Below are 25755 nucleotides of genomic sequence, written 5' to 3'. Positions count from 1 at the left end.
CACGGCCCGCGGCAGTCCCGACCAACATTTCCCAAAGAGGTCCGACATGCAGAATCACGCCCGCATCCTTCCCTCGATCATGCTCGCCGCTGCGCTGACGCTGGGCGCCGCACCCCTGCTGGCGCATCACGGCTGGTCATGGGCCGAGGGGGAACAGACGACGCTGGAAGGAACCGTCGAAAGCGTCTCGATGAACCCGCCCCATCCTACGATCCAGGTCCGCGATGCCCAGGGCACCGTCTGGCAGGTCGACCTGGGCAATCCCAACCAGACCGCCCGTTCGGGCTTTACCGCCGACACGGCAGGGCCCGGCGATGCGATCACGGTGATCGGCAATCGCAACCAGGATCAAAGCGCGCATATGAAGGCCGTCCGCATCGTGATCGACGGGCAGAATTACGACATGTATCCCGAGCGTATCCAGGCGGACTAAGGCCCGTGCAGGAACTCGCGGCCTGGGCCGAGGGCACCGCGCTGGCGGCGGCGCTGCGCCGGTCGGGCCATCTCTATATGGTGGTGAACGCCACGCATATCCTGGGCATCGCGCTGCTCTTGGGCGCGATCGTTCCGCTGGACCTGCGCCTTGTCGGGATCGTCCGCGGCGGCGCGCTGCGCGTTCTGGCGCCCTTTCTGTCCCGCGCGGCGGGGATGGGGCTGGCCATCACCCTTGCGACCGGGCCGGTCCTGTGGTCGGTCGCGGCCCGCGACTACCTGGCCAATGCCGCCTTTCGCTGGAAAATCGCGCTGATCGCGCTTGGCCTTCTGGTCGTCGCCCTGCAACATGCCGGCAAGGGTTGGCGACAGGCCGTCGAGACCGGGACGCCCGGCCCGGATGCCCGTATCCTGGCGGCGCTTTCGCTGGCGATCTGGCTGTCCGTGCTGCTGGCGGGGCGCTGGATCGGCTTTCTGTGACGGCGCGCGGCTGGATCGGGAATCCCTGAAACGCCGGTATTGGACGGGCCGACGCGTCCTCGCCGGACCTGCCGTCCATACGGGCCGGCCCCCTGGATGCGATCCGCAGAGATATAACCCAAGGGCATATTTCTGCGCGACCATGCGATAATATGGCAACCTTACCCGAGATAGAGTGCCGCTTCAGGACGCTTGCCGCAGGCGCCGGTCGGAGGAGGGCCGGACCCGCAACGGCATGCGGCGGATCATGGGAGGTTTGGCAATGCTCAACAGACGGACATTCATCGCCTCGGGCTCGGCCCTGGCCGGGCTGGGGCTGGCGCGCCCGGCACTGGCGCAGCGCAAGGCGATCAGGATCGGCTATGTCAGCCCGCAGACCGGGCCGCTTTCGGCCTTTTCCGCCGCGGACGATTTCATGGTCCGGCAGTTCCTGGCCGCGGCGCCGGGGCTTGGCCTCGATGCCGAGGTCATCGTCAAGGACAGCCAGTCCAATCCCAACCGCGCCGCCGAGGTGGCGCGCGAGTTGATCAGCCGCGACGAGGTGAACCTGATCCTGGTGGCATCGACCCCCGAGACGACCAACCCGGTCTGCAGCGTGGCGGAATCCGAGGAGATCCCGGTGATCTCGACCGTGGCGCCCTGGCAGCCCTGGTTCATCGGCCAGCAGGGCAACCCCGCCGATCCGGGCAGCTGGCAGGAATTCGACTATGTCTATCACTTCTTTTGGGGGCTCGAGGACAATGTCCGGGTCTTCATGAACATGTGGGACGCCGTTCAGACCAACAAGTCCGTCGGCGCGCTGTGGCCCAACGACAGCGACGGCAATGCCTGGTCCTCGGCGGTGGGCATGCCGCCGGCGCTGGCCGCGGCCGGCTACAGGCTGACCGATCCCGGCCGCTACCAGAACCTGACCGACGATTTCAGCGCCCAGATCAGCGCCTTCAAGCAGGCGCAGGCCGAGATCCTGGTCGGCATCCCGATCCCGCCGGATTTCACCACCTTCTGGACCCAGGCCCGGCAGCAGGGCTACCGGCCCAAGCTGGTTTCGGTCGCCAAGGCGTTGCTGTTCCCCGAAAGCGTCGCCGCGCTTGGCGAGCTGGGCGACAACCTGACCGCCGAGGTCTGGTGGTCGCCGCAGCACCCGTTCCGCTCGTCGCTGACCGGGCAGAGCGCGGGCGAACTGGCCGGCGATTTCGAGGCGGCGGCGAAGCGGCAATGGACCCAGCCCGCCGGCTTCGTCCATGCGCTGTTCGAGGTCGCCGCCGACGCCATCCGCCGCACGGACAACCCGACCGACGGCGATGCGCTGGCCGAGGCCATCGCCGCCACCGATCTGCAAACCGTGGTCGGCCGCGTCGCCTGGGGACAGGAGAACGTGCCCGAATTCGCCCGCAGGAACGTCGCCAAGACGCCGCTGGTCGGCGGGCAATGGCGCCGCATGCAGGACGGCAGCTTCGACCTGGTGATCGTCGAGAACGCTCTCGCACCCCAGATCCCGCTGGGCGACAGCCTCCGGACCTTGGCGTGATGGCCCTGCTTTCGTTGCGATCCGTGTCGAAAAGCTTCGGCGCGCTGAAGGTCACCGACGATGTCAGCTTCGATCTGCAACCGGACGAGGCGCTTGGCATCATCGGCCCGAACGGCGCCGGGAAATCGACGCTGTTCAACCTGATCACCGGCAACCTGCGGCCCGATGCCGGGCAGATCCTGCTGGACGGGCGCGATGTCAGCGCCGATTCGGTCATGGCGCGCTGCACGGCGGGCATCGGCCGCTCGTTCCAGATCCCGCAGCCCTTCGGCCACCTGTCGGTCTATGAAAACCTGCTGGTCGCGGCGCGGTTCGGCGGCGGGCTCGCGGCGGCCGAGGCGCCGGAATTCTGCATGGACATCCTGCGCCGCACCGGGCTGGCCGGCGTGGCCGACAGTACCGCCGGCGGGCTGCCGCTGCTCAGCCGCAAGAGGCTGGAACTGGCGCGCGCCATGGCGACGCGGCCGCGGGTGCTGCTGCTGGACGAGATCGCCGGCGGGCTGACCGATGCCGAATGCGTCGAACTGGTCGCCACCATCCGCGCCATCCACGCCGAGGGCACCGCCATCGTCTGGATCGAGCATGTGCTGCACGCGCTCAACAGCGTCGTGAACCGGCTGATCGTACTGAATTTCGGCCGGCTGCTGATGATGGGCGATGTCCGCACGGTGATGAACGCACCCGAGGTGCGCGAGATCTACCTGGGGGCCGAGGCATGAGCGAACCCATCCTGTCGGTGTCCGGCCTGACCGCGCATTACGGCGATTTTCAGGCGCTGTTCGGCGTCGACCTGGCGCTGGAACCGGGCGAGGTCGTCGCCATCATCGGCGCCAACGGCGCCGGCAAGACCACCCTGATGCGGGCGATCACCGGCATCGCCCGCATCAGCGCCGGCCGCGTCCGGCTGGACGGGCGCGACATCACCGGCTCTGCGGCGCCCGACATCGTGATGGCCGGTATCGCCATGGTGCCGGAAGGGCGGCGGCTGTTCCCCTCGCTCAGCGTCGAGGAGAACCTGCTGATCGGCGCCCATGCGCGCCGCACCGCCGGGCATTGGAACCTGGAAAGCGTCTATCGCCTGTTCCCCGCCCTGCGCGAGCGGCGCGACCATCCCGGCACGGCGCTGTCGGGCGGCCAGCAGCAGATGGTCGCCATCGGCCGGGCGCTGATGTCCAATCCGCGCGTGCTGCTCTGCGACGAGCTCAGCCTCGGCCTCGCCCCGGTGGTGATCCGCGAGATCTATGCCGCCTTCCCCGAGATCCGCGCCGGCGGCGCCTCGATCGTGGTGATCGAGCAGGACGTGGGCCAGGCGCTGAAAGTGGCCGATCACGTGCATTGCATGATGGAGGGCAGCATCACCCTGTCCGGCCGGCCGGGCGAGCTGTCGCGCGACGCCATCCACGATGCCTATTTCGGAGCGACCCATTGATGTTCTCGCTGGATACGATCGTGCAGGGCCTGCTGCTGGGCGGGCTCTATGCGCTTTTCGCCGCCGGGCTCAGCCTGGTCTTCGGCATCATGCGGCTGGTGAACCTGGCGCATGGCGACCTGATCGTGCTGGGCGCCTATCTGATCCTCGGCCTCGGCACGGCGACGGGCATGAGCCCCTTTGCCGCGGCGCTGATCGCCATGCCGCTGATGTTCGCGCTGGGATGGCTCTTGCAGACGCACCTGCTGAACCGCGTGCTGGGCGAGGACATCCTGCCGCCGCTGCTGGTCACTTTCGGGCTGTCGGTGGTGATCCAGAACGGGCTGCTTGCCGCCTTCACCGCCGACAGCCGCAAGCTGGCGGCGGGGCCGGTCGAGTCCGCCTCGGTCGCGGTCGGGTCGGTGCAGATGGGCGTCATGCCGGTGATGACCCTGGCCACGGCGGTCGCGGTCATCCTGGGGCTGAACCTGCTGTTCTACCGCACGGCGCTGGGACGCGCCTTCCGCGCCACCTCGGACGATGCGGTGACGGCGCAGCTGATGGGCATCCGGCCGCAGCGCATCTTCGCCATGGCCACCGGCATCGCCCTGGTCGTCGCCGCCATCGCCGCGCTCTACCTGGGCACGCGGGCGAATTTCGACCCGTCCATCGGGCCGGCGCGGTTGCTCTATGCCTTCGAGGCGGTGATCATCGGCGGGCTGGGCAGTCTCTGGGGCACGCTGGCCGGGGGCGTGGTGATCGGCCTGGCCCAGACCATGGGCGCGGCGATCAACCCGGAGTGGCAGATCCTGGCCGGGCATGTCGCCTTCGTGCTGATCCTGATGGTCCGCCCGCGCGGGCTGTTCCCCCGAGCCATCGACTGAAAGGGCGCCGTGATGAAGAACGCTTTTCCCGCATATCGCCCCCTGGCGCTCGCCGTCCTTGCCGCAGCCGTCCTGGCCATGGTGCCGCTGATCGGCCCGCGCGCCATGGTGCAGGATCTGTTCGGCATCCTCTGCCTGCTGGTGCTGGCGCTGAACTGGAACATGCTGGCGGGCTTTGCCGGGCTGGTCTCGGTCGGGCAGCAGGCCTTCGTCGGCATCGGCGCCTATACCATGTTCGCCGCGGTCATCCTGTTCGGGCTGGACCCGCTGGCCGGCGTGCTCTTGGGCGGGCTGGTCGCCATGGCGCTGGCCGTGCCGGTGGCCTGTTTCGTCTTTCGCCTGAACGGCGCCTATTTCGCCATCGGCACCTGGGTCGCGGCCGAGATCGCCCGGCTGGGCCTGGGCCAGTGGAAGGCGCTTGGCGGCGGCACCGGCACCTCGCTGCCCAAGGGCACCACCCGCGACATGCTGGGCGTCGGGCCGGTCAAGGAATGGCTGGGCGTGTCCAGCGCCGCGGCCAGCGACATCCTGCTTTACTGGCTGGCGCTGGGGCTGGTGCTGGTGACGCTGGGCGTGTCCTGGGCTTTCCTGCGCTCGCGCCTGGGGCTGGGATTGCAGGCGATCCGCGACAATGCCACGGCCGCGCGCGCGGTGGGCGTCGATCCGGTGCGGCTCAAGGCGCTGGTCTTTCTGCTGACCGCCTTCGGCACCGGCCTTTGCGGCGGGCTGCTGTTCATCCAGATCACCCGCATCACCCCGGACGCGGCTTTCTCGCTGCTGGACTGGACCGCCTTCGTGCTGTTCGTGGTGGTGATCGGCGGCATCGGCACCCTGCCCGGCCCCATCGTCGGCGTGGTGCTGTTCTATGCGCTGGAGCGGCTGCTGTCGGATTACGGCAGCGCCTATCTGATCGTGCTGGGCCTGTTCGGCATCGCGGTCATGCTGTTCGCCCGGCGCGGCCTCTGGGGCAGCCTGTCCGGACGCACCGGGCTGGAGCTGCTGCCGCTGGGCCACCGCGCCCCCGACCCTGCACCGGCCGTCCGGCCCTGAGATTCACGAAAGGAAAGCATCATGTCCTATTTCACCGAAGCAGGCTCGGTCGAGGCGGTGAACGCCCGCATGGGCGAGACGACCGACGCCCGGCTGGCCGAGGTAATGGCCTGCCTGGTCAAGCACCTGCACGCCTTTGCCAAGGAAATCGCCCTGACCCAGGAGGAATGGGAGATCGGCATCGACTTCCTGACCCGCACCGGCCGGATCTGCTCGGCCGAGCGGCAGGAGTTCATCCTGCTTTCGGACGTGCTGGGCTTTTCCATGCTGGTCGATGCGATCAACAACCGCCGCCCCGAGGGCGCGACCGAGAACACCGTCTTCGGCCCCTTCCATGTCGAGGGCGCGCCGATCCGCGAGATGGGCGCATGCATCAGCCTGGACGGCAAGGGTGAAAGCTGCCTGTTCGAGGGCCGGGTGCTGGATCTCGACGGCAATCCGGTCGAGGGCGCGACCGTCGATGTCTGGGCCGACAATGCCGACGGCTATTACGACGTGCAGCAGCCGGGCATCCAGCCGAAATGGAACAATCGCGGCCGTTTCGTCACCGGACCGGACGGGCGCTACAGCTTTGTCGGCATCAAGCCGGTCAGCTATCCGATCCCCGATGACGGGCCGGTCGGGCAGATGCTGGGCAAGCTGGGCCGCCATCCCTATCGGCCGGCGCATATGCATTACATGGTGACGGCACCGGGCCATCAGCGCGTCGTCACCCATACCTTCGTCGCCGAGGACGACTATATCGCCGACGATACCGTGTTCGGCGTCAAGGAGACGCTGATCGCCCCCTTCCAGCGCGTCGATGGCGACACCCTCTGGCGCTCGCCCTTCGACTTCGTCCTCGTTCCCGCCTGAGCCGATCATGCCCAACGTCAAGATCTATATCGACGAAACCCGCCTCGCCGCCTGCCGCGCCGCCATCGAGGACGCGCTGCCCCGGCTGCGTGACCTGCTCTGCGAGCGGCTGGCGGTCGAGGCCAGCGCCTGCCAGATCGCCGCGCTGCCGGTGCTGGGCCTGCCAGACCAGCCGCAGGTGAATGCCGAGCTGCTGATCCTGCCGCGCAGCGGGCGCACGCCGGAGCGCATCCGCGCCGTCGCCGGGACCATGCGGCAGGTGCTGGAGCAGGCCAGCGGCCTCGATGTCGCGGTGCGGGTGGGCATGCTGGACCCCGAGACCTATCTGGCGCTGAAATAGCCCCCTCAGCCGCGCCGGCGCGTCACCTGCTGGTCGTGTTCCATCCGCGCGGTCAGCCGGGCGAATTCCTCGGTCAGGAAGGCGATGAGCTGGCGCATGGCCGGGGGGCCGGGGCGGTTCTCGGGCATCAGCAGGCCCAATTGCCGCTCGGGGTGGTCGATGCGCAGCGGCAGCGCCTCCAGCGGCACGCTGCGGCGCGACAGGAACACCACCGAATAGGGCAGCACGGTCAGCGCATCCGATCCCGCCATCACCGACTGGATCGAGGCCAGCGTGCCGCCCGAGAAGCTGACGTTGAAATCCTCCTGCCCGATGGATTTCAGCGCCCGCTCCAGGTCACGGTAAAGCGGGCTGTTCGCCGGCGGCGCGATCCAGGGATAGGGCGCCAGGTCGGCCTGGGCGATGGCCTTGCGCCGGGTCAGCGGATGGCCGGCGCGGGCCGCCACCACGTTGCGGCCGGCGAGGACCGGGATGAAGCCCAGCCCCGGCGGCACCTGGCTGGGATGCAGGGGCAGGATCGCCATGTCCAGCGTGCCGTTGCGCAAGGACGCCTCCAGCGTATCGACATAGCCATAGGACTGGTCGATCTGCACCTCGGGGTGGCGCATCTGGAAATCCGCGATCATGGTCGAGACCACGCCGTCCATGAAGATCGGCGAGCCGCCGACCCGCAGCCGCCCGGCATGGCCCTTGCGGAAACGCTGGACCAGCAGGCTCGCCTCCTGGTTGGCGGCGCGGATGCGGGCACCGAAGCGCGCCAGGCTCAGCCCCAGTTCGGTCGGGCGCAGCGGCCGGCGGCCGGGCTGGAACAGCGGCATGCCGATGCGCTTTTCCAGCAGCGCCATGCTGCGCGAGACCGAGGGCTGCGACTTGCCAAGCGCCTCGGCCCCCTCGGTCAGCCCGCCCTTTTCGACGATCACCGCCAGGATTTCCAGATGTTCGCTGCCTATTTTCATAACTTATCGCTATATTATACTCCATTCATCCGATCAATATTTGTCTTTGCCCGGTGTAGCTTGCCCCCGATGAGGATCGAGGGAGGAATAGCCGTGTCCTTTTTCCGCGAGGAATTCACCGCGCAAAGCCCGGCCGTCCGGGTGCGGTTCGGCCGCAATGTGCGCAACAGCATCGCCGACGAGATCGACGCGCTCGGCGCCCGCCGCGCGCTGATCCTGACCACGCCGCAGCAGGCCGATATGGCCGAGGAATTCGCCGCGCTTTGCGGCGACCGCGCGGCGGGCCGCTTCACCGGCGCGGTCATGCACACCCCGGTCGAGGTCTCGGAACAGGCGACCGAACAGGCCCGCAGCATCGGCGCCGACGTGCTGGTCGCGGTGGGCGGCGGCTCGACCACCGGCCTCGGCAAGGCCATCGCGCTGCGCACCGGCCTGCCGCAGATCGTCGTGCCCACCACCTATGCCGGCAGCGAGGCGACGCCGATCCTGGGCCAGACCGAAAACGGGCTGAAGACCACGATCACCGACCGCCGCGTGCAGCCCGAGATCATCCTCTACGATGCCGAACTGGTCGCCACCCTGCCGGTGGCGATGACCGTGACCAGCGCGATCAATGCCATGGCCCATGCCGCCGAGGGGCTTTACGCCCGCGACCGCTCGCCCCTGACCTCGCTGATGGCGGTCGAGGGGCTGCGCGCCTTTCGCGACGCCCTGCCCCGCGTCATCGCCGCGCCCGGCGACCTGGCGGCGCGGGGCGAGACGCTTTATGGCGCCTGGCTTTGCGGCTCGGTGCTGGGCCAGGTCGGCATGGCGCTGCACCACAAGCTTTGCCACACGCTGGGCGGCAGCTTCGACCTGCCCCATGCCGAGACCCATGCCGTGATCCTGCCGCATGCCATCGCCTTTAACGCGCAGGCGGTGCCCGAGCTGCTGGCACCGGTGGCCGAGATCTTCGGCGATGCCGATCCCGGCCGGGCGCTGCACCGCTTCGCCCGCGAAAGCGGGGCGCCGCTGGCGCTGCGCGACCTGGGCCTGAAGGAAACGGATCTGGACCGCGCCGCCGAGATCGCCACCCGCAACCCCTATTGGAACCCGCGCCCGGTCGAGCGCGACGCCCTGCGCCGGCTGCTGGCCGCCGCCTGGGCGGGCGAGGCGCCGGACCGCTGAGCCGCCCGCCCCGCAGCCACGCATTTCGACGAAACCTCTGGGAGGAGAGACCTCGAATGACTGATATCACCACCGATGTGCTGATCATCGGCACCGGCCCGGCCGGCTCGGCCACCGCCGCGCTGCTGTCGACCTACGGCATCGCCAACATGGCGGTGAACCGCTATCGCTGGCTGGCCAACACGCCCCGCGCCCATATCACCAACCAGCGCACCATGGAGGTGCTGCGCGACCTGGGCCGCGAGGTCGAGGACGAGGCCTATATGTTCGCCACCCATCAGGAGCTGATGGGCGAGAATATCTTCTGCGAAAGCCTGGCAGGCGAGGAAATCGGCCGGCTGAAGGCCTGGGGCAACCATCCGCTGTCCAAGGCCGAACACCTGATGTCCTCGCCCACCCGGATGAACGACCTGCCGCAGACCTATATGGAGCCGCTGCTGTTCAAGACCGCCTGTTCGCGCGGCACGCAGGGGCGGCTGTCCACCGAATACCTGCGCCATGAGCAGGACGAGACCGGCGTCACCACCACCTGCCGCGACCGGCTGACCGGACAGGAGATCACCATCCGCTCGAAATACCTGGTCGGCGCCGATGGCGGCAAGTCGCTGGTGGCCGAACATGCCGGCCTGCCCTTCGAGGGCAGGATGGGCGTGGGCGGCAGCATGAACATCCTGTTCCGGGCCGACCTGTCGAAATACGTCGCGCACCGGCCCTCGGTGCTTTACTGGGTGATGCAGCCCGGCGCCGATGTCGGCGGCATCGGCATGGGGCTGGTGCGCATGGTGCGGCCCTGGAACGAATGGCTGATCGTCTGGGGCTATGACATCAACGGCCCCGAACCGGAAGTGACCGAGGCATTCGCCACCGGCGTCGCCCGCCAGCTGGTCGGCGATCCCGAGCTGAAGATCGAGCTTTTGTCCGCCAACACCTGGACGGTGAACAACTTCTACGCCACCCGGACCTCGAACGGGCGGGTGTTCTGCATGGGCGATGCGATCCACCGGCATCCGCCGTCGAACGGGCTGGGCTCGAACACCTCGATCCAGGATGCGTTCAACCTGGCCTGGAAGCTGGCCCTGGTGCTGAAGGGCCAGGCCGGCGAGCGGCTGCTGGACAGCTATGACGCCGAGCGCGCGCCGGTGGCCAGGCAGATCGTCACCCGCGCCAACCAGTCGATCACCGAGACCGGCCCGATCTTTGCCGCGCTCGGCATGGCCGAGGGGGTGGACCCGGTGCAGATGCAGAAGAACCTGCAGGCCCGCACCGACGGCACCCCCGAAGCCGAGTTGCAGCGCGAGGCGATCCGCAAGGCCATCGCCTTCAAGAAATACGAATTCGACGCGCATGGCGTCGAGATGAACCAGCGCTACCGCTCGGATGCCATCGTGACCGACGACCAGCTGGAGCCGGACTTCCAGCTCGACCCCGAGCTGCATTACCAGCCGACCACCTGGCCGGGCGCCCGCCTGCCGCATGCCTGGCTTTATCGCCACGACGACGGGGCCGAGGTCTCGACCCTGGACCTGTGCGGCCATGGCCGCTTCACCCTGCTGACCGGCCTTGGCGGCGAAGCCTGGGCCGAGGCGGCCGGCAGGGTGGCGCGCGACCTGGGCATCGACCTGGTCGCCCATGTCATCGGCCCGCGCCGGGCCCATGTCGACCACAGCGGCGACTGGGCCCGCGCCTCGGAAATCAGGGATAACGGCTGCCTGCTGGTGCGCCCCGACCACCATGTCTGCTGGCGCGCGACCGGCCTTGTTCCCCGGCCCGAGGCGGAACTGGCCCGCGTGCTGCGCCAGGTGCTGGCGCGCTGAGCCCCGGCCACCGGGCGCATGCTTGCGCAACGCGCCCGGCGGAAAAGGCGCCTTCGAAATCCCGATGCCGCGTCTGGCTAGGCAGGCCAGGCAAGGCATGGGGCTGACCCATTGCCATGGCGCGCAGATCGGCGCACCCATACGCTTCAGGCGGCTGTTGGGCACCGCGACCCTTGCGGCTACGGGGCAAGCTGTCGCTGCGCAGCGGATTGCTGCCGCCCGCCATCCGTGGCAGGCGGCCATGACGGCCCGGATCCGGGCTTTCGCTGTCTCCGGCGTCTGCTGCCGCGCGGCGGAAGCCGCCTAGACCCGTTCCAGCGCGATGGCGATGCCCTGGCCTACGCCGATGCACATGGTCGAAAGCGAGCGCCGCCCGCCGGTCCGCGCCAGTTCCAGCGCCGCCGTGCCGGTGATGCGGGCGCCCGACATGCCCAGCGGATGCCCCAGCGCGATAGCCCCGCCGTTCGGGTTCACCCGCGGGTCGTCATCGGCAATACCCAGCTGGCGCAGCGTCGCCAGGCCCTGGGCCGCGAAGGCCTCGTTCAGCTCGATCACGTCGAAATCGGCCGGCGTGAGCCCCAGCCGCGCCATCAGCTTCTGCGACGCCGGCGCCGGGCCGATGCCCATGATGCGCGGCGGCACCCCCGCCGTCGCCCCGCCCAGCACGCGGGCGATAGGGGTCAGGCCGTGCGCCCGCGCCGCCGCCTCCGAGGCCAGGATCAGCGCCGCCGCCCCGTCGTTCACCCCCGAGGCATTGCCCGCCGTCACCGAGCCGTCCGGGAACAGCGGCCTGAGCTTGGCCAGCGCCTCGGCCGTGGTGGCGCGGGGATGCTCGTCGGTATCGACCACCACCGGATCGCCCTTGCGTTGCGGGATCGTCACCGGAGTGATTTCCTGCGCCAGCCGGCCGCTGGCGATCGCCGCCGCAGCCTTCTGCTGCGAGGCCAGCGCCATGGCGTCCTGCGCCTCGCGCGAGATGCCGTAATCGTCGGCGACGTTCTGGCCGGTCTGCGGCATCGAGTCGGTGCCATAGGCCGCCTGCATCGCCGGGTTCACGAAGCGCCAGCCGATGGTGGTGTCGTGGATCTCGGCATGGCGGCTAAAGGCGGTCTCGGCCTTGGGCAGCACGAAGGGCGCGCGCGACATCGACTCGACGCCGCCGGCGATCATCAGCCCGGCCTCGCCCGCCGCGATCTGGCGCGCGGCGACCAGCACCGCATCCATGCCCGAGCCGCAGAGCCGGTTGATCGTGGTGCCCGGCACCTCGAGCGGCAGGCCGGCCAGCAGCACGGACATGCGGGCGACGTTGCGGTTGTCCTCGCCGGCCTGGTTGGCGCAGCCATAGATCACATCGTCGACCGCCTGCCAGTCGAGCCCGGCATGGCGGGCCATCAGCGCGCGCAAGGGGATGGCGCCCAGGTCGTCGGCCCGCACCGGGGAGAGCGCGCCGCCGAAGCGGCCGATGGGCGTGCGGATATAGTCGCAGATGAAGACGTCGGTCATGTCACAGCTCCGGCACGACCAGGTCGCCGACCGCACCGTCCAGATGCAGCCGCGCGCCGGTCACGGCTTGCAGGTCGTCAAGGGAAATCGTGGCCAGCTTCTCGCGCAGCACGAAGCGGCCGTCCTCGATGTCCACCACGGCGAGCGAGGTATAGACCCGCGTCACGCAGCCAACCCCGGTCAGCGGCAGGGTGCAGGCCTCCAGCAGCTTCGGCTTGCCGTCCTTGGTGACATGGTCGGTGATGACCGCGACGCGCTTGGCGCCATGCACCAGATCCATGGCGCCGCCCACCGCCGGCACGCCTTTCGGCCCGGTGGACCAGTTCGCCAGGTCGCCGTTCTGCGCCACCTGATAGGCGCCCAGGATCGCCACGTCCAGATGCCCGCCGCGCACCATGGCAAAGCTGTCGGCATGGTGGAAGAAGGCCGCGCCGGGCTTCAGCGTGATCGCCTTCTTGCCGGCATTGATCAGATCCCAGTCTTCCTCGCCCGCCGGCGGGGCCTCGCCAAAGCCCAGCACGCCGTTCTCGGTATGGAACACCGCCTGGCGGCCGGGGGGCTGGAACTTGGCCACCATCTCGGGAAAGCCGATGCCGAGGTTCACATAGGCGCCGTCGGCGATGTCCTGTGCCGCGCGCCAGGCGATCTGGGCGTTGGAAAGCTTCGTGGTCATACCTGCACCTCCTGGGGACGGGCGGGGGGATGGGCCGCCTCGGCGCGGTTCAGCGCCTCTTCCTGCGCCGGGTTGGCGACCTCGACGATGCCGGAGACGAAGATGCCCGGCGTCACCACATGCTCGGGGTCGATGCCGCCCGGCGCGACCGCCCGCGTCACCTGCGCGACGGTGCGCGCCGCCGCCATCGCCATCAGGGGCGAAAAATTCCGCGCCGCCATGCGATAGGTCAGGTTGCCGTAGTGGTCGCCCAGCTCGGCCTTGATCAGCGCGAAATCGGCCTTGAGCCAGCGTTCCTGCACATAGGGCCGACCGTCGAATTCGGCGACCGGCTTGCCGCGGGCCAGGTCGGTGCCATAGCTGGTCGGCGTGTAGAAGGCCGGGATGCCGGCCCCGCCGGCACGGATGCGTTCGGCCAGCGTGCCCTGCGGCACCAGCTCCAGCTCGATCTCTCCGGCCAGGTATTTCTCGGTAAAGACCCGCGGATCGGCCGAGCGCGGGAAGGAACAGACCATCTTGCGGACCATGCCCTGCTCGATCAGCGCGGCGATGCCGACATGGCCGTTTCCGGCATTGTTGTTGATGACGGTCAAATCCTTGGGGCTGCCGGTGGCCAGGTAGCGGTCGATCAGCGCGTGGATCAGCTCGATCGGCGCGCCCGAGCCGCCGAAGCCGCCGATCATCACCGTGGCGCCGTCCGGGATGCCGGCGACGGCCTCGGCCAGGTTGGGGATGCGTTTGTCCATGACCCCCTCCTGCGGGTTCCGGGGATGTCATGCGCGCATGGCCGCCGCGAGGCCAGAGATTTCGTGCGGATGTTGACATTTGTTCAAACTGCGTAAAAACCTGTGCGCATGGTGAACAAGACCGATTTCATCGCCTCGCTGGCCAAGGGTCTGGGCGTGATCGAGGCGTTCCGGGCGGAACGGCCGCGGCTTTCCATCGCCGAGGTGGCCGAGGCGACGGGGCTGGACCGGGCGACGGCTAGGCGCTGCCTGCTGACCCTGCACGAGCTGGGCTATGCCGATTACGACGGCAAGTTCTTTACCCTGACGCCGCGCATCCTGCGGCTGGGCATGGGGGCCCTGGCGGCGATGCCGCTGGCGCAGCTGGTGCAGCCCTGGCTGGACCAGCTGTCCGAGCAGATCGGGCAATCCACCTCGGTCTCGATCCTCGATGATACCGAGATCGTCTATCTGGCGCGGGCGGCGCAAAGGCGGGTGATGTCCATCGGGCTGATGCCGGGCTCGCGGCTGCCGGCGCATTGCACCTCGATGGGCCGGGTGCTGCTGGCCGCCCTGCCCGAGCCCGAGGCGCGCGCCATCGTCGAGCGCTCGGACCTGACGCCGCGCACCCGCCACAGCCTGACCGCGCCGGACGAGATCATGGCGCGCATCGCCCGAGCCCGCGACGACGGCCATGCGGTGATCGACCAGGAGGTCGAGCTGGGCCTGCGCTCGCTTGCCGTGCCGCTGTTGAACGCGCATGGCCGGGTGGTGGCGGCGCTGAATACCGGGGTGGCGGCGGTGCAATCCTCGGCCGAGGAACTGGTCGCACTCTACCTGCCGGCGCTGCTCCGGGTGCAGGAGGGGCTGCGCCGGGTGCTGCGCTAGCGGCCGGGCAGCGGCGGGCGCGGCCGGCCTGCCAGTTCGGTGGCGCTGGCCAGGTCCAGACCGGCCATGCAGAGCAGACGGGCCACGATCCGCTCGCTTTCCGCGGGGGAAAGCTGGCCTTGGGTGATCGCCAGGCTGGCGCCGATCAGCGCGTGGCAGGTCAGCCGCCAGGTCAATTCGGCGTCCTCGGCCCGAAAGCGGCCGGCCGCCGAGGCCTGGCGCAGGTCGCGGATCGCAAAGGGGCCCATCATGCGGAACAGCGCATCTGCGATCACCTCGGAACGGTGCAGCATCTGCCGCCAGCGCGGATCGCCGGTCGCAGCGTCCAGCACGGTGCGGATGCCGAAGGCATAGACCTGCGCCGGATCCTCGAACCGGTCGGTGACGGCCTGGATGCTGACCCCCAGGTCATGCATCAACCCCTCGAGTACGGCGATGGCCAGTTCGTCCTTGGATCTGAAGTAATTGTAGATCGTCCCCGCCCCGACATCAGCGCGTTCGGCGATCTCCAGCATGGTGGCGGCCTCGGCGCCCTTCTCGGTCATGATCTCGCGCGCCGCCTTGATCAGCGCCGCCCGGTTGCGCCGCTGGCGCCGCGCCACGCGGCCCTCGCCCTGGATCCCTGCCTCGGCCATGCCCTGCTCCGTATTCGAACCCGAACCATATTCGGAAACGAATCGGATCTCAAGCCGAGGGGCGGCTCGCCCCGCCGGCGCGACAAGAAAATGCAGGCGGTGGGAGAGTTTTTAGCGTCCAGTCAATGCGTTGCAAGCTTCCGGTCAATATGAATTATAATCAAAGTTGATGATAATTCATTTTTAGAACAAATTCACCGCCGACCGATCCACCCGCATGGGAGCGCGGGCGATCGGGCCGGAACCCCCGGCAATCGTTTCAGGGAGGAGCAAGCATGACCCCATCAACCCAAGCCATCGACACCGATGTCGCCATCGTCGGCGCCGGTCCGGTCGGGACGCTGCTGGCGATCCTGCTGGGCCAGCGCGGCAAGCGCGTCACGCTGATCGAGCGTTGGAGCACGCATTACGACCTGCCGCGCGCCGTGACCTTCGACCACGAGATCGCGCGCATCCTGGCCACGCTGGGCATCGACGCCGAATCCGACCCGTCGATCAACCATCACGACGAGCTTTACTACTGGCGCAACGCCAGGGGCGAGAACCTGCAGATCGTGGATTGGCAGAGCCGGTCGGCCAGCGGCTGGCGGGTGCGCTACTGGTTCAACCAGCCGCTGCTGGAAAAGCGCCTGCTGAAGCTGGCGGGCGGCATGCCGGAAATCACCATGCTGCGCGGCTGGAACGCCGTCGCGCTGGACCAGGATGCCGAGGGCGTCACCCTGGCGCTGCAACGGAACCCCGAGGAGGTCGGCCCGGATGGCGAGCGCCGGACGATCCGGGCGAAATTCGTCGTCGGCACCGACGGCGCCAACAGCTTCGTGCGCCATGCGCTTGGCATCGAGAACGAGGACAAGGGCTATTTCTTCGACTGGCTGATCCTCGACATGCTGCCGAAATTCGACTATTGCGCCGCGCACCCGGATGAGCCGGCGCAATGGCAGCTTTGCGACCCCAGCCGCCCGACCACCATCGTCCCCGGCGGGCCGGCACCGCTGCCCGGCCAGCCCGACCGCCGCCGCTGGGAGTTCATGGTCCTGCCCGGCGAATCGGCGGCCGAGATGCAGACCCCGGAAAAGGCGTGGGAATTGCTGCAGCCCTGGGGCCTGACCCCCGAGAATGCCGCGCTGGAGCGCGCCGCCGTCTATCGCTTCCAGGCCCGCTGGGCGAAGCAATGGCACAAGGGCCGCTGCCTGATCGGCGGCGACGCCGCGCATCTGATGCCGCCCTTTGCCGGCGAGGGCATGTGCGCCGGCATCCGCGACGCGGTGGCGATGGCCTGGCGGCTGGACCTGATCCTCGAGGGCAAGGCAGGGCTCGGCCTGCTCGACAGCTATACCAGCGAGCGCAAGGATCATGCCTGCCACTACATCGACTTCAGCCGGGAGCTGGGCCGCATCATCTGCATCGCCGACGCGGCCGAGGCCGCGGTGCGCGACACCCGCATGATCGCCGAGCTTCAGGCCCGCGGCCAACGGCCGGTGCCGACCGACATCTGCCATCTCGGCCCCGGCGCCTGGTGCCCGGCCAGCGCCCATGCCGGCGAACTGTCGGTGCAGGGCGTGGTCGAGCACAAGGGCCGGCGCGACCGCTTCGACCAGGCCGTGGGCCGGGGCTGGGTGGTGATCGGCCACGAGGCCGATCCGCTGGCGGCGCTGACGCCGAGGCAGCGGGCGCAGCTTGACCTGCTCGAGGGGTTCGGCGTGCAGCTCTGCGCCCCCGGCGGCGGCTGCGCCGTGATCGACACCGAGGGCACCTACAGGCGCTGGTTCGACGAGATCGACGCGAAATTTGTGCTGATCCGGCCGGATTTCTATGTCGCGGCCACAGCAAACAGCCCCGAGGTCTTCCAGCGGCGCGTCGATGCGGTGATGCGCACGCTGGACCTGGCCGACAGCCCGGCGCTGGCGGCGGAGTAAGGGACCGCCCTCTGGTCCCGGTGCCGTCCGCCCCGCCCGGATCCTGTCCGGGGCGGGCCGGGCAGGCGGGGCCTGTTCGCTGCCTTCCTGCGCATCGACGGCCAGCCCATCATCCGATGACGCGCCGCGCAAGGCGGATTCGAGCCGAGGCGCAAGCCCTGACAGAAACGGCCGCGCCAAGCCGGCGCGGCCCTTGTCATTTTCGCTGCCCGAGCGGAGATTTGTTCCATGATGTAGAATGGCATATTTGCAAAGGATCGCCAAATACCGCCAAAATCGCGGCAACTGGCAATTTTCACTTGCACTTTGTCAAGAATCGCCCAGAAATTCCCAAAAACCGGCAGCTGTAATGTCCATATCATGGATCATCAGCAGGGAGGGGAGGCCCGCCGCCATGGGAGGGATGCGATGCAACTGACCGACACCCCGCCCGAGGGCGAGCTGGCCCTGGGCGGCATCGAGGCACTGGCCGAGCCCAAGCGCGCCGAGTTCTGGATGCGCCCGGTCGAGATCGCCGCCGCCGGCCTTCTGGTGGTGATGATCGTCACCGTGCTGGCCAACGTGTTCTTCCGCTATGTGCTGACCAAGCCCTTGATCTGGGGCGACGAGGTCGCGTCCATCAGCTTCATCTGGATGGCGATGCTGGGCGCGGCGCTGGCGGTGGACCGGCACGAGCATATGCGCCTGACCGTGTTTTTGCCGCTGCTGCCCGAGCGGCTGGCGCGGGTGGCCGAGGTGGCGGGTCAGGTGCTGGTCTGCGTCCTGCTGCTGCGGCTTTTGCCGGTCGCGGTGGAATATGCCTATGAGGAAAGCTTTGTCAGGTCGCCGGCGCTGGGACTGCCGATGTCCTGGCGCGCCTCGGCCCTGCCGGCCGGGATCGGGCTGATGGCGGTGCTGGCGGTGCTTTCGGTCCTGCGCTCGCGCGAATGGCGCATCATCGCCGCGACCCTGGCCATTACGGCACTGGCAGTGGCGCTGATGTGGTTCGCGCGGCCGGCGCTTCTGTCCATCGGCAACTGGAACCTGCCGATCTGGCTGGGCCTGCTGGTCGCGGTGCTGCTGTGCATCGGCGTGCCCATCGCCTTCTGCTTCGCGCTGGGGACGCTGGCCTATCTGACCTTCGCCAGCCACGCGCCGATCTTCGTGATGATGGGCCGCATCGACGAGGGCATGTCCTCGCTGATCCTGCTGTCGGTGCCGGTCTTCGTGCTGCTGGGCTGCATCCTCGACGCCACCGGCATGGGCAAGGCCATCGTCAATTTCCTCGCCTCGCTTCTGGGCCACGTCAAGGCGGGGATGAGCTATGTGCTGCTGGGCTCGATGTTCCTGGTCTCGGGGATTTCCGGCTCGAAGGTGTCGGACATGGCGACGGTGGCGCCTGCGCTTTTCCCGGAAATGCGCCGTCGCGGCCATTCCGCGCCCGAGATGACGGCGCTGCTCGCGACCGGCGCGGCCATGGCCGATACGGTGCCGCCCTCGATCGTGCTGATCGTGCTGGGCTCGGTCGCGGGCGTGTCCATCGCCGGGCTGTTCACCTCGGGCTTCGTCATCGCCATGGTGCTGCTGGTCGTGCTGGCGGTGCTGGCACGCTGGAAGGCGCGGGCCGAGGACATGTCGGGCGTACGCGCCGCCACCCTGCCGCTGATCGGCCGGACCGCGCTGATCGCGGCGCCGGCGCTGGTCCTGCCCTTCATGATCCGCAGCCTGGTCGGCGGCGGCGTCGCCACGGCGACCGAGGTTTCGACCATCGCCGTGGTCTATGCCTTCGTCATCGGCGTCGTGCTCTATGGCGGCATCCCGCTGCGCAAGCTGGGCACCATGCTGGTCGAGACCGCGGCCATGTCGGGCGCGATCCTGCTGATCCTGGGCGCGGCATCCGCAATGGCCTGGGCGCTGACGCAATCGGGCTTCGCCCGCGACCTGATGGCCGTCGTCACCGGCCTGCCGGGCGGCTGGGTGGTGTTCATGCTGGCCTCGATCCTGATCTTCCTGATCCTGGGCTGCGTATTGGAGGGGCTGCCGGCCATCGTGCTTCTGGCGCCGATCATGTTCCCCATCGCCCGCGGCCTGGGCATCCACGACATCCATTACGCCATGGTCATCGTCACGGCGATGAACATCGGCCTGATGGCCCCGCCCATCGGCATCGGCTTCTACATCGCCTGCAAGATCGCCAACGTGCCCGCCGACCAGGTCATGCGCCGGATCTGGCCCTATCTGGCGGCGCTGCTGGTCGGCCTGCTGGCCATCGCCGCCGTGCCCTGGTTCTCGACCGCCTTGCTTTGACGTCAACAACCCTCGGGGAGGAGGAAACCATGACCATCACCCGCCGCAGCGTCCTGATGGGTGCCGCCGCAGGGGCGCTTGCCGCGCCCTTCATCCGGCCGGGCGCCGCCCGCGCCGCCGAGTTCAGCTACAAGATCGCGAACAACCAGCCGCTCGAGCATCCCAGCAACGTGCGGCTGGCCGAGGCGGTCAAGGCGATCCTGGAGGAAACCTCGGGCGCGGTGGATATCCAGATCTTCCCCTCGAACCAGCTGGGCGCCGATACCGACGTGCTGGGCCAGCTGCGCTCGGGCGGGGTCGAGTTCTTCCAGCTGTCGCCGGTGATCCTGTCGACGCTGGTGCCGAACGCCTCGATCAACGGCGTGGGCTTCGCCTTCCCCGACTACGACACGGTGTGGAAGGCGATGGACGGCGAGCTGGGCGCCTATGCCCGCGGCCAGATCGAGAATGCCGGCCTGGTGGTGATGGACAAGATCTGGGACAATGGCTTTCGCCAGACCACCACCTCGACCAAGCCGATCCAGACGCCCGAGGATCTGCAGGGCTTCAAGATCCGCGTGCCGGTCAGCCCGCTCTGGACCTCGCTGTTCTCGGCCTTCGGCGCCGCGCCCGCCTCGATCAACTTCGCCGAGGTCTATACCGCGCTGCAGACCGGCATCGTGGACGGGCAGGAAAACCCGCTGGCAATCATGAAGGTCGCCAAGCTGTGGGAGGTGCAGAAATACCTGTCCATGACCAACCACATGTGGGACGGGTTCTGGCTCTTGGGCAACCGCCGCGCCTGGGGCGCCCTGCCCGAGGACGCGCAGCAGGCCGTCGCCAAGCATTTCAACGCCGGCGCGGAACGCCAGCGCGAGGATGTGATGGCGCTGAACGCCACCCTGCGCGGCGATCTGGAAAGCCACGGCTTCGTCTTCAACGACGTGGATCCGCAGCCCTTCGAGGACAAGCTGCGCGAGGCGGGCTTCTATGCCGAGTGGAAAAAGACCTATGGCGACGAGGCATGGGAGATCCTGGAAGCCGCCATCGGCCGGAAGCTGGCCTGATGACGGACGCGCCCGCCCCCGAAACGACCGGCGGCGCGCAGGCGGTGGCGCGGGCGCTGTCGCTGCTGTCGCTGGTCGGCAGGGGCGGCGATGCGGGGCTGGCGCTGGGGCAGCTGGCCGCCGCCTCGGGGCTGGTAAGGCCCACGGTGCGGCGGCTGCTCTTGGCGCTGGCCGCAGCGCGCATGGTCGAGCAGGACCGCCAAACCCGGCGCTATCACCTGGGCCCCGAGGCCTATCTGCTGGGCAGCTTCGCCGCCGAGCGCCACGGCATCCTGCATCACGCCCGCGACCCGATGCTGCGGCTGGCGCGCGAGACCGGCGACACCCTGCTTTTGACCGTGCCGCAGGGCGACCATACCCTGTGCCTGGAGCGGATCGAGGGCGATTTCCCGATCCGCACCCATGCGTTGATGCGCGGCGACCGCAAGCCCGCGGGCGTCGGCGCGGGCGCCTTGGCGATCCTCGCCGCCCTGTCGGTGGCCGAGGGCGACGCGCTGCTGCGCCGCGTGGCGCCCCTGGCCGAGGCGCTGGCCCCCGGCCTTGCCGCCGCGCTGGCCGAGGATCTGGCAGGGGCACGCGCGGCCGGGCACGCGCTGAACCCCGGCCGGGTGGTGCCGGGATCCTGGGGCCTGGGGGTGGCGATCCTGTGGCCCGACGGGCGGCCGGCCGGCGCGCTTTCCATCGCCGCCATCGAGAACCGCATGGGCGCGGCGCGGCAGGCCGAACTGGCCGCCCTGCTGCATCGCGAGGCGCGGCGGGTCGAAGCCCGCCTGGCCGCGCTGGACACGCAACCGAAAAGGAACATCGCATGAGTGATCCGCTGATCGTCGGCTGGGCGCATACGAAATTCGGCAAGTCCGAGGCTCCCGACACGCTGGCCCTGATGGCCGAGGTGGCACGGCCGGCGCTGGACCATGCGGGCCTTGGCGCCGATGCTGTCGATGGCATTTTCGTCGGCGTCTACAACAACGGTTTCTCGCGCCAGGATTTCCAGGGCGCGCTGGTCGCCATGGGCACGCCGGAGCTGGCGGGCGTGCCCTTCATGCGCACGGAGAACGCCTGCGCCACCGGCTCGGCCGCGCTCTATGCGGCGGCCGATTTCATCGCCTCGGGCCGCGGCAAGGTCGCCCTGGTCATCGGCGCCGAGAAGATGAGCGCGACGCCCGGCGACCAGGTCGGCGACATCCTGCTGTCGGCCAGCTACGTCCCCGAGGAGGGCGAGATCCCCGGCGGTTTCGCCGGCGTCTTCGGCCGCATCACCGAGAGCTATTTCCAGCGCCACGGCGACCGGTCCGAGGAACTGGCGATGATCGCCGCCAAGAACCACGAAAACGGCATGCGCAACCCCTATGCGCATATGCAGAAGCCTTTCGACCTCGCCTTCTGCAACACCATCTCGGACAAGAACCCGCGCGTCGCCGGGCCGCTCAGGCGCACGGATTGCTCGCTGGTCTCGGACGGGGCGGCGGCGCTGGTGCTGGCCGCGCCCGAACTGGCGGCGGAACTGCAGCGCGCCATCCGCTTCCGCGCCCGTGCGCAGGCCGGCGACCTGCTGGCGCTGTCGCGGCGCGATCCCATCGCCTTCGACGGCCCGCACCGGGCCTGGGCTGCGGCGCTGGAGCAGGCGGGCCTGGGCATCACGGACCTGGCGCTGGTCGAGACGCATGACTGCTTCACCACCGCCGAGATGATCGAATACGAGGCCATGGGCCTGGCCCCGCGCGGCCAGGGCTGGCGCGTCATCCGCGACGGCGTGACCCGGTTCGACGGCGCGCTGCCGGTGAACCCCTCGGGCGGGCTGAAGTCGCGCGGCCATCCGATCGGCGCCACCGGCGTCTCGCAGCATGTCATGGTCGCCATGCAGCTGGCCGGCGATGCCGGCGCCATGCAGGTGCCGGGCGCCAGCCTGGGCGGGGTCTTCAACATGGGCGGCGCCGCGGTCGCCAGCTATTGCTCGATCCTGGAGCGGGTGAAATGACCGAACCCGCCACCGACCCGGCTGGCGGCGTGACCCCGGTCTCGACCCGGGTAATGAATCTTGCCACCTTCCTGACCCAGGCCGCGCGGCGCGACCCGGACGGCATCGCGCTGGTCATGGGCGAGGCGCGCTGGACATGGGCCGAGTTCGAGGCCCGCGCCGACGCCCTGGCCCATGCGCTGCAGACCCGCTTTGGCCTGCGCAAGGGCGACCGGGTCATGTGCCAGTCGCAGAACTGCATGGAGATGATGCAGGCCATGTTCGCCACCTGGCGCGCGGGTGGCGTCTGGGTGCCCGCGAACTTCCGCCAGACGCCCGAGGAAGTGGCCTGGCTGACCGAATCCTCGGGCGCGACGCTGATGTTCTGCAATGCCGCCTTTCCCGATCACGCCGCCGCCTGCGGCGTGACCACGCTGGTCTTCGGGCAGGCCGGTTTCGGCCCCTCGGTGCAGGCCATCACCGCCGAGCATATGGGAAGCCGCCCGCAGGTGGCGGCGGTGGATCGCGACGATCCCTGCTGGTTCTTCTTCACCTCGGGGACCACCGGCCGGCCCAAGGCCTCGGTGCTGACCCACGGCCAGATGGGTTTCGTGGTCACGAACCACCTGGCCGACCTGATGCCGGGCCTGACCAGAGACGACGCCTCGCTGGTCGTGGCGCCCCTGTCGCATGGCGCGGGCGTACACCAGCTGACCCAGGTGGCGCGCGGGGTGAAAACCGTGCTGCTGCCGACCGAGCGTTTCGACGTGGCGCAGGTCTGGGATCTGGTGCGGGCATGGCGGGTGTCCACCATGTTCACCGTGCCGACGATCCTGAAGCTCTTGGTCGAGCATCCGGCGACGGAGACGGCCGACACCTCGTCCTTGCGCTACGTGATCTATGCCGGAGCGCCGATGTATCGCGTGGACCAGCAAAAGGCGCTGCGCGTCCTGGGCAAGGTGCTGGTGCAATATTTCGGCCTGGGCGAATGCACCGGCAACATCACCGTGCTGCCCGCGCATCTGCACGAGGCCGAGGACGGCCCGACCACCCGCATCGGCACCTGCGGCCATGCCCGCACCGGCATCGAGATCCAGATCCAGGACGACCAGGGCCGCGAATTGCCGCCCGGCCAGACCGGCGAGATCTGCGTGATCGGCCCGGCAGTCTTTGCCGGCTACTATCAGAACCCGCAGGCCAATGCGAAGGCCTTCCGCGACGGCTGGTTCCGCACCGGCGACCTGGGCCATATGGACGAGGCGGGGTTTCTCTATATCACCGGGCGCGAGTCGGACATGTTCATCTCGGGCGGCTCGAACGTCTATCCGCGCGAGATCGAGGAAAAGATCCTGACCCATCCCGCCATTTCCGAGGTCGCGGTGCTGGGCGTGCCCGATCCGCTCTGGGGCGAGGTCGGCTGGGCGGTCTGCGTGGCCGAAACCCCCGTGACCGAGGAGGAGCTGGCGGCATTCCTTGCACCGAAACTGTCGCGCTACAAGCTGCCCAGGCGCTTCCTGTTCTGGGACGGCCTGCCGAAATCGGCCTATGGCAAGATCACCAAGAAGATGATCCGCGAGGAGCTGGAGGCGCGCGGCCTGCTGGAGCAGACCCCGGCATGAACATGGTCCATCCCGGCCCCCGCGCGGTCGAGCGCGTGCAGGCCCGGCGCGCCGCGCTGCGTCCCGTCCATGGGCAACTGCGCGCCGGGCAGACGGTGATGCAGGCGGTGGGCGAGCTGTTCGCCGATCACGGCTGCAAGGGCGGCGTCGTCTCGCTGGCGGGCCTTGCCTGCGCGCCGATGCGCTATGTCCTGCCGGCGCTGTCGACCGACGGGCTGCACGCGGCCTGGTATTCCGACACCCATGCGCCCGCCGGCCGCTGGACCCTCGACAGCGCCACCGCGACGGTCGGCAGGAAGGACGGCGCGCCCTTCCTGCATTGCCACGGCATCTGGTCGGACGGGCGAGAGGTCGCGATGGGCCACCTGCTGCCCTTTGATGCGGTGATTGCCGAGGACGTGGCGGTCGAAGGGCTGGGCGCGGCGGAGACATGGTTCGAGGCGCTGCCCGACGAGGAAACCGCCTTCACCCTGTTCACCCCGCAGGGCGGCGGCGACGGCCCCGGCCTTTTCGCCCGCATCCTGCCCGGCGAAGACGTGGTCTCGGCCATCGAGACGCTGGCCGCCCGGCACGGCATCGCCACGGCGCGGCTGCATGGCGTGGGCAGCATCGACCATATCCGCTTCGCCGAGGGGCATCGCATGGACTGCCTGGCCACCGAACTGCGGCTGGACGGCGCGCGGCTGGCCCGGGGCACGGCGCATGTCCCCATAGAGGTCGTGGACATCGACGGCCATATCGCGCGCGGCACGCTGGAACGGGGCGCGAACCCCGTCGGCGTGACGCTGGAACTCATCATCGAACCGACAGGGGAAACGCCATGAAAACCGCCATCGTCACCGGGGGCTGCCGCGGCATCGGCCTGGCCGCCACCGAGATCTTCCTGGAACATGGCTGGCGCGTCGCCATGGTCGACCGCGACACCCAGGAACTGCACCGGGTCGCAGAGGGCATGGAGAACGTGCTGGCGGTCGAGGCCGATGTCTCGGACCCCGACCAGGTCGAGCGCATGGTGGCCGAGACCGTCGCCGGCCTTGGCCGCGTCGATGCGCTGGTCAACAACGCGGGCGTGGCACTGTTTTCGCGCGCGGGCCGCACCAGTTTCGAGGAATGGCGCGAGGTGATGGCGACCAATCTGGACGGCGTGTTCCTGTGTACCCAGGCCGCGGCGCCGGAACTGGCGAAAACCGGCGGCGCCATCGTCAACATCGCTTCGATTTCCGGGCTCAGGGCCTCGACGCTGCGGGTGGCCTATGGCACCTCGAAGGCGGCGGTGATCCACCTGACCAAGCAATTCGCCGCCGAACTGGGCGAGCATGGCATCCGCGTCAACTGCGTCGCCCCCGGCCCGGTCAAGACCAAGCTGGCCATGGCGGTGCATGCGCCCGAGATCATCTCGGCCTATTACGACGCCATCCCGCTGAACCGCTATGGCGAGGCGCGCGAGATCGCCGAGGCCATCGTGTTCCTGTGCTCGGAGAAGGCCAGCTTCGTCTCGGGGCAGACGCTGGCGGTGGATGGCGGCTTCGACGCCACCGGCGTCGGCCTGCCGGCGCTGCGGCGCGAGAACGAGCCGGCCTGACGGCGGCGCGC

25 protein-coding genes are annotated in these 25755 nt (G+C 69.0%); 20 read left to right on the top strand and 5 right to left on the bottom strand.

Annotated features, from left to right (window positions below):
• Positions 1-46 precede the first annotated feature (46 nt).
• From ACNKFW_RS21590 to ACNKFW_RS21550, 9 genes are all read left to right on the top strand, one after another.
• Positions 47-433, top strand: coding sequence for a DUF6152 family protein (locus ACNKFW_RS21590; RefSeq protein ID WP_024843411.1), 387 nt, complete (start codon positions 47-49; stop codon positions 431-433).
• Positions 434-438: 5 nt separating this feature from the next.
• Entirely contained in the window at positions 439-912 is a 474-nt protein-coding gene (locus ACNKFW_RS21585; protein WP_114669132.1) for a DUF6644 family protein, read from the top strand.
• 262 nt (positions 913-1174) lie between these two features.
• Positions 1175-2440, top strand: a complete 1266-nt coding sequence (locus tag ACNKFW_RS21580) for an ABC transporter substrate-binding protein (protein ID WP_333484271.1) — start codon at positions 1175-1177, stop codon at positions 2438-2440.
• Positions 2440-3159 carry an ABC transporter ATP-binding protein gene (locus tag ACNKFW_RS21575; protein ID WP_333484270.1) on the top strand — a complete coding sequence of 240 codons (720 nt, stop codon included), beginning with the start codon at positions 2440-2442 and terminating at the stop codon, positions 3157-3159. The genes ACNKFW_RS21580 and ACNKFW_RS21575 overlap by 1 nt, the downstream gene beginning before the upstream one ends.
• Positions 3156-3869 (top strand): ABC transporter ATP-binding protein, encoded by a 714-nt coding sequence (locus ACNKFW_RS21570; protein ID WP_114669137.1) that lies wholly within the window; start codon positions 3156-3158, stop codon positions 3867-3869. The genes ACNKFW_RS21575 and ACNKFW_RS21570 overlap by 4 nt, the downstream gene beginning before the upstream one ends.
• Positions 3869-4732 (top strand): branched-chain amino acid ABC transporter permease, encoded by an 864-nt coding sequence (locus ACNKFW_RS21565; RefSeq protein WP_114669138.1) that lies wholly within the window; start codon positions 3869-3871, stop codon positions 4730-4732. The genes ACNKFW_RS21570 and ACNKFW_RS21565 overlap by 1 nt, the downstream gene beginning before the upstream one ends.
• 12 nt (positions 4733-4744) lie before the next feature.
• Entirely contained in the window at positions 4745-5782 is a 1038-nt protein-coding gene (locus ACNKFW_RS21560; RefSeq protein ID WP_181817330.1) for a branched-chain amino acid ABC transporter permease, read from the top strand.
• Between the two features lie 18 nt (positions 5783-5800).
• A complete protein-coding gene (locus ACNKFW_RS21555) occupies positions 5801-6637 on the top strand; it encodes an intradiol ring-cleavage dioxygenase (RefSeq protein ID WP_114669142.1) in 837 nt (278 codons plus the stop codon).
• A gap of 7 nt (positions 6638-6644) precedes the next feature.
• Positions 6645-6977 carry a hypothetical protein gene (locus ACNKFW_RS21550; protein ID WP_024843419.1) on the top strand — a complete coding sequence of 111 codons (333 nt, stop codon included), beginning with the start codon at positions 6645-6647 and terminating at the stop codon, positions 6975-6977.
• A gap of 5 nt (positions 6978-6982) precedes the next feature.
• On the opposite strand, the gene ACNKFW_RS21545 is transcribed toward ACNKFW_RS21550, so the two are convergent.
• Positions 6983-7933 (bottom strand): LysR family transcriptional regulator, encoded by a 951-nt coding sequence (locus tag ACNKFW_RS21545; RefSeq protein ID WP_114669144.1) that lies wholly within the window; start codon positions 7931-7933, stop codon positions 6983-6985.
• A gap of 93 nt (positions 7934-8026) precedes the next feature.
• Here ACNKFW_RS21545 and ACNKFW_RS21540 point away from each other — a divergent pair, with 93 nt between their 5' ends.
• Both ACNKFW_RS21540 and ACNKFW_RS21535 read left to right on the top strand, forming a co-directional pair.
• A complete protein-coding gene (locus ACNKFW_RS21540) occupies positions 8027-9100 on the top strand; it encodes a maleylacetate reductase (protein ID WP_114669145.1) in 1074 nt (357 codons plus the stop codon).
• 56 nt (positions 9101-9156) lie between these two features.
• Positions 9157-10914: an FAD-dependent oxidoreductase gene (locus tag ACNKFW_RS21535; RefSeq protein ID WP_114669146.1), complete on the top strand. Its 1758-nt coding sequence runs from the start codon at positions 9157-9159 to the stop codon at positions 10912-10914.
• Between the two features lie 303 nt (positions 10915-11217).
• On the opposite strand, the gene pcaF is transcribed toward ACNKFW_RS21535, so the two are convergent.
• From pcaF to ACNKFW_RS21520, 3 genes are read right to left on the bottom strand one after another with little or no spacing between them, the layout of a single operon-like run.
• Positions 11218-12417: a 3-oxoadipyl-CoA thiolase gene (gene pcaF / locus ACNKFW_RS21530; protein WP_333484265.1), complete on the bottom strand. Its 1200-nt coding sequence runs from the start codon at positions 12415-12417 to the stop codon at positions 11218-11220.
• Between the two features lies 1 nt (position 12418).
• Positions 12419-13090: a 3-oxoacid CoA-transferase subunit B gene (locus ACNKFW_RS21525; RefSeq protein WP_333484264.1), complete on the bottom strand. Its 672-nt coding sequence runs from the start codon at positions 13088-13090 to the stop codon at positions 12419-12421.
• Entirely contained in the window at positions 13087-13836 is a 750-nt protein-coding gene (locus ACNKFW_RS21520; RefSeq protein ID WP_114669150.1) for a 3-oxoacid CoA-transferase subunit A, read from the bottom strand. The genes ACNKFW_RS21525 and ACNKFW_RS21520 overlap by 4 nt, the downstream gene beginning before the upstream one ends.
• Positions 13837-13944: 108 nt before the next feature.
• Here ACNKFW_RS21520 and ACNKFW_RS21515 point away from each other — a divergent pair, with 108 nt between their 5' ends.
• Positions 13945-14703 carry an IclR family transcriptional regulator domain-containing protein gene (locus ACNKFW_RS21515; RefSeq protein WP_114669151.1) on the top strand — a complete coding sequence of 253 codons (759 nt, stop codon included), beginning with the start codon at positions 13945-13947 and terminating at the stop codon, positions 14701-14703.
• Here the strand turns inward: ACNKFW_RS21515 and ACNKFW_RS21510 are convergent.
• Positions 14700-15338, bottom strand: coding sequence for a TetR/AcrR family transcriptional regulator (locus ACNKFW_RS21510; RefSeq protein WP_114669153.1), 639 nt, complete (start codon positions 15336-15338; stop codon positions 14700-14702). The genes ACNKFW_RS21515 and ACNKFW_RS21510 overlap by 4 nt on opposite strands.
• Positions 15339-15613: 275 nt before the next feature.
• On the opposite strand from ACNKFW_RS21510, the gene ACNKFW_RS21505 reads away from it, so the two are divergent.
• From ACNKFW_RS21505 to ACNKFW_RS21470, 8 genes are all read left to right on the top strand, one after another.
• On the top strand, positions 15614-17254 hold the full coding sequence (locus tag ACNKFW_RS21505) for a bifunctional 3-(3-hydroxy-phenyl)propionate/3-hydroxycinnamic acid hydroxylase (RefSeq protein WP_333484262.1): 1641 nt from the start codon (positions 15614-15616) through the stop codon (positions 17252-17254).
• A 408-nt stretch (positions 17255-17662) separates the two neighbouring features.
• Positions 17663-19540: a TRAP transporter large permease subunit gene (locus ACNKFW_RS21500; RefSeq protein ID WP_024843430.1), complete on the top strand. Its 1878-nt coding sequence runs from the start codon at positions 17663-17665 to the stop codon at positions 19538-19540.
• Positions 19541-19569: 29 nt separating this feature from the next.
• Positions 19570-20586: a TRAP transporter substrate-binding protein gene (locus tag ACNKFW_RS21495; protein WP_333484261.1), complete on the top strand. Its 1017-nt coding sequence runs from the start codon at positions 19570-19572 to the stop codon at positions 20584-20586.
• A complete protein-coding gene (locus ACNKFW_RS21490; protein WP_333484260.1) occupies positions 20586-21398 on the top strand; it encodes an IclR family transcriptional regulator in 813 nt (270 codons plus the stop codon). Before ACNKFW_RS21495 ends, ACNKFW_RS21490 begins: the two co-directional genes overlap by 1 nt.
• Positions 21395-22564: an acetyl-CoA acetyltransferase gene (locus tag ACNKFW_RS21485; RefSeq protein ID WP_114669157.1), complete on the top strand. Its 1170-nt coding sequence runs from the start codon at positions 21395-21397 to the stop codon at positions 22562-22564. Before ACNKFW_RS21490 ends, ACNKFW_RS21485 begins: the two co-directional genes overlap by 4 nt.
• Entirely contained in the window at positions 22561-24162 is a 1602-nt protein-coding gene (locus ACNKFW_RS21480; RefSeq protein WP_333484259.1) for an acyl-CoA synthetase, read from the top strand. Before ACNKFW_RS21485 ends, ACNKFW_RS21480 begins: the two co-directional genes overlap by 4 nt.
• Positions 24159-24986: a PCC domain-containing protein gene (locus ACNKFW_RS21475; protein ID WP_333484258.1), complete on the top strand. Its 828-nt coding sequence runs from the start codon at positions 24159-24161 to the stop codon at positions 24984-24986. Before ACNKFW_RS21480 ends, ACNKFW_RS21475 begins: the two co-directional genes overlap by 4 nt.
• Entirely contained in the window at positions 24983-25744 is a 762-nt protein-coding gene (locus ACNKFW_RS21470; RefSeq protein ID WP_333484256.1) for an SDR family oxidoreductase, read from the top strand. Before ACNKFW_RS21475 ends, ACNKFW_RS21470 begins: the two co-directional genes overlap by 4 nt.
• Positions 25745-25755 lie beyond the last annotated feature (11 nt).

The organism is Paracoccus sp. TD-10, from assembly GCF_048270675.1.
Taxonomy (GTDB): domain Bacteria; phylum Pseudomonadota; class Alphaproteobacteria; order Rhodobacterales; family Rhodobacteraceae; genus Paracoccus; species Paracoccus pantotrophus.
This window is presented reverse-complemented; position numbering and strand designations above follow the sequence as displayed.

Bases quoted from the DNA above. Each gene is read 5' to 3' on its own strand.
- ACNKFW_RS21590 (WP_024843411.1), top strand. From the start codon at position 47: ATGCAGAATCACGCCCGCATCCTTCCCTCGATCATGCTCGCCGCTGCG.
- ACNKFW_RS21580 (WP_333484271.1), top strand. From the start codon at position 1,175: ATGCTCAACAGACGGACATTCATCGCCTCGGGCTCGGCCCTGGCCGGG.
- ACNKFW_RS21575 (WP_333484270.1), top strand. From the start codon at position 2,440: ATGGCCCTGCTTTCGTTGCGATCCGTGTCGAAAAGCTTCGGCGCGCTG.
- ACNKFW_RS21570 (WP_114669137.1), top strand. From the start codon at position 3,156: ATGAGCGAACCCATCCTGTCGGTGTCCGGCCTGACCGCGCATTACGGC.
- ACNKFW_RS21565 (WP_114669138.1), top strand. From the start codon at position 3,869: ATGTTCTCGCTGGATACGATCGTGCAGGGCCTGCTGCTGGGCGGGCTC.
- ACNKFW_RS21560 (WP_181817330.1), top strand. From the start codon at position 4,745: ATGAAGAACGCTTTTCCCGCATATCGCCCCCTGGCGCTCGCCGTCCTT.
- ACNKFW_RS21550 (WP_024843419.1), top strand. From the start codon at position 6,645: ATGCCCAACGTCAAGATCTATATCGACGAAACCCGCCTCGCCGCCTGC.
- ACNKFW_RS21545 (WP_114669144.1), bottom strand. From the start codon at position 7,933: ATGAAAATAGGCAGCGAACATCTGGAAATCCTGGCGGTGATCGTCGAA.
- ACNKFW_RS21535 (WP_114669146.1), top strand. From the start codon at position 9,157: ATGACTGATATCACCACCGATGTGCTGATCATCGGCACCGGCCCGGCC.
- pcaF (WP_333484265.1), bottom strand. From the start codon at position 12,417: ATGACCGACGTCTTCATCTGCGACTATATCCGCACGCCCATCGGCCGC.
- ACNKFW_RS21525 (WP_333484264.1), bottom strand. From the start codon at position 13,090: ATGACCACGAAGCTTTCCAACGCCCAGATCGCCTGGCGCGCGGCACAG.
- ACNKFW_RS21520 (WP_114669150.1), bottom strand. From the start codon at position 13,836: ATGGACAAACGCATCCCCAACCTGGCCGAGGCCGTCGCCGGCATCCCG.
- ACNKFW_RS21515 (WP_114669151.1), top strand. From the start codon at position 13,945: ATGGTGAACAAGACCGATTTCATCGCCTCGCTGGCCAAGGGTCTGGGC.
- ACNKFW_RS21510 (WP_114669153.1), bottom strand. From the start codon at position 15,338: ATGGCCGAGGCAGGGATCCAGGGCGAGGGCCGCGTGGCGCGGCGCCAG.
- ACNKFW_RS21505 (WP_333484262.1), top strand. From the start codon at position 15,614: ATGACCCCATCAACCCAAGCCATCGACACCGATGTCGCCATCGTCGGC.
- ACNKFW_RS21500 (WP_024843430.1), top strand. From the start codon at position 17,663: ATGCAACTGACCGACACCCCGCCCGAGGGCGAGCTGGCCCTGGGCGGC.
- ACNKFW_RS21495 (WP_333484261.1), top strand. From the start codon at position 19,570: ATGACCATCACCCGCCGCAGCGTCCTGATGGGTGCCGCCGCAGGGGCG.
- ACNKFW_RS21490 (WP_333484260.1), top strand. From the start codon at position 20,586: ATGACGGACGCGCCCGCCCCCGAAACGACCGGCGGCGCGCAGGCGGTG.
- ACNKFW_RS21485 (WP_114669157.1), top strand. From the start codon at position 21,395: ATGAGTGATCCGCTGATCGTCGGCTGGGCGCATACGAAATTCGGCAAG.
- ACNKFW_RS21480 (WP_333484259.1), top strand. From the start codon at position 22,561: ATGACCGAACCCGCCACCGACCCGGCTGGCGGCGTGACCCCGGTCTCG.
- ACNKFW_RS21475 (WP_333484258.1), top strand. From the start codon at position 24,159: ATGAACATGGTCCATCCCGGCCCCCGCGCGGTCGAGCGCGTGCAGGCC.
- ACNKFW_RS21470 (WP_333484256.1), top strand. From the start codon at position 24,983: ATGAAAACCGCCATCGTCACCGGGGGCTGCCGCGGCATCGGCCTGGCC.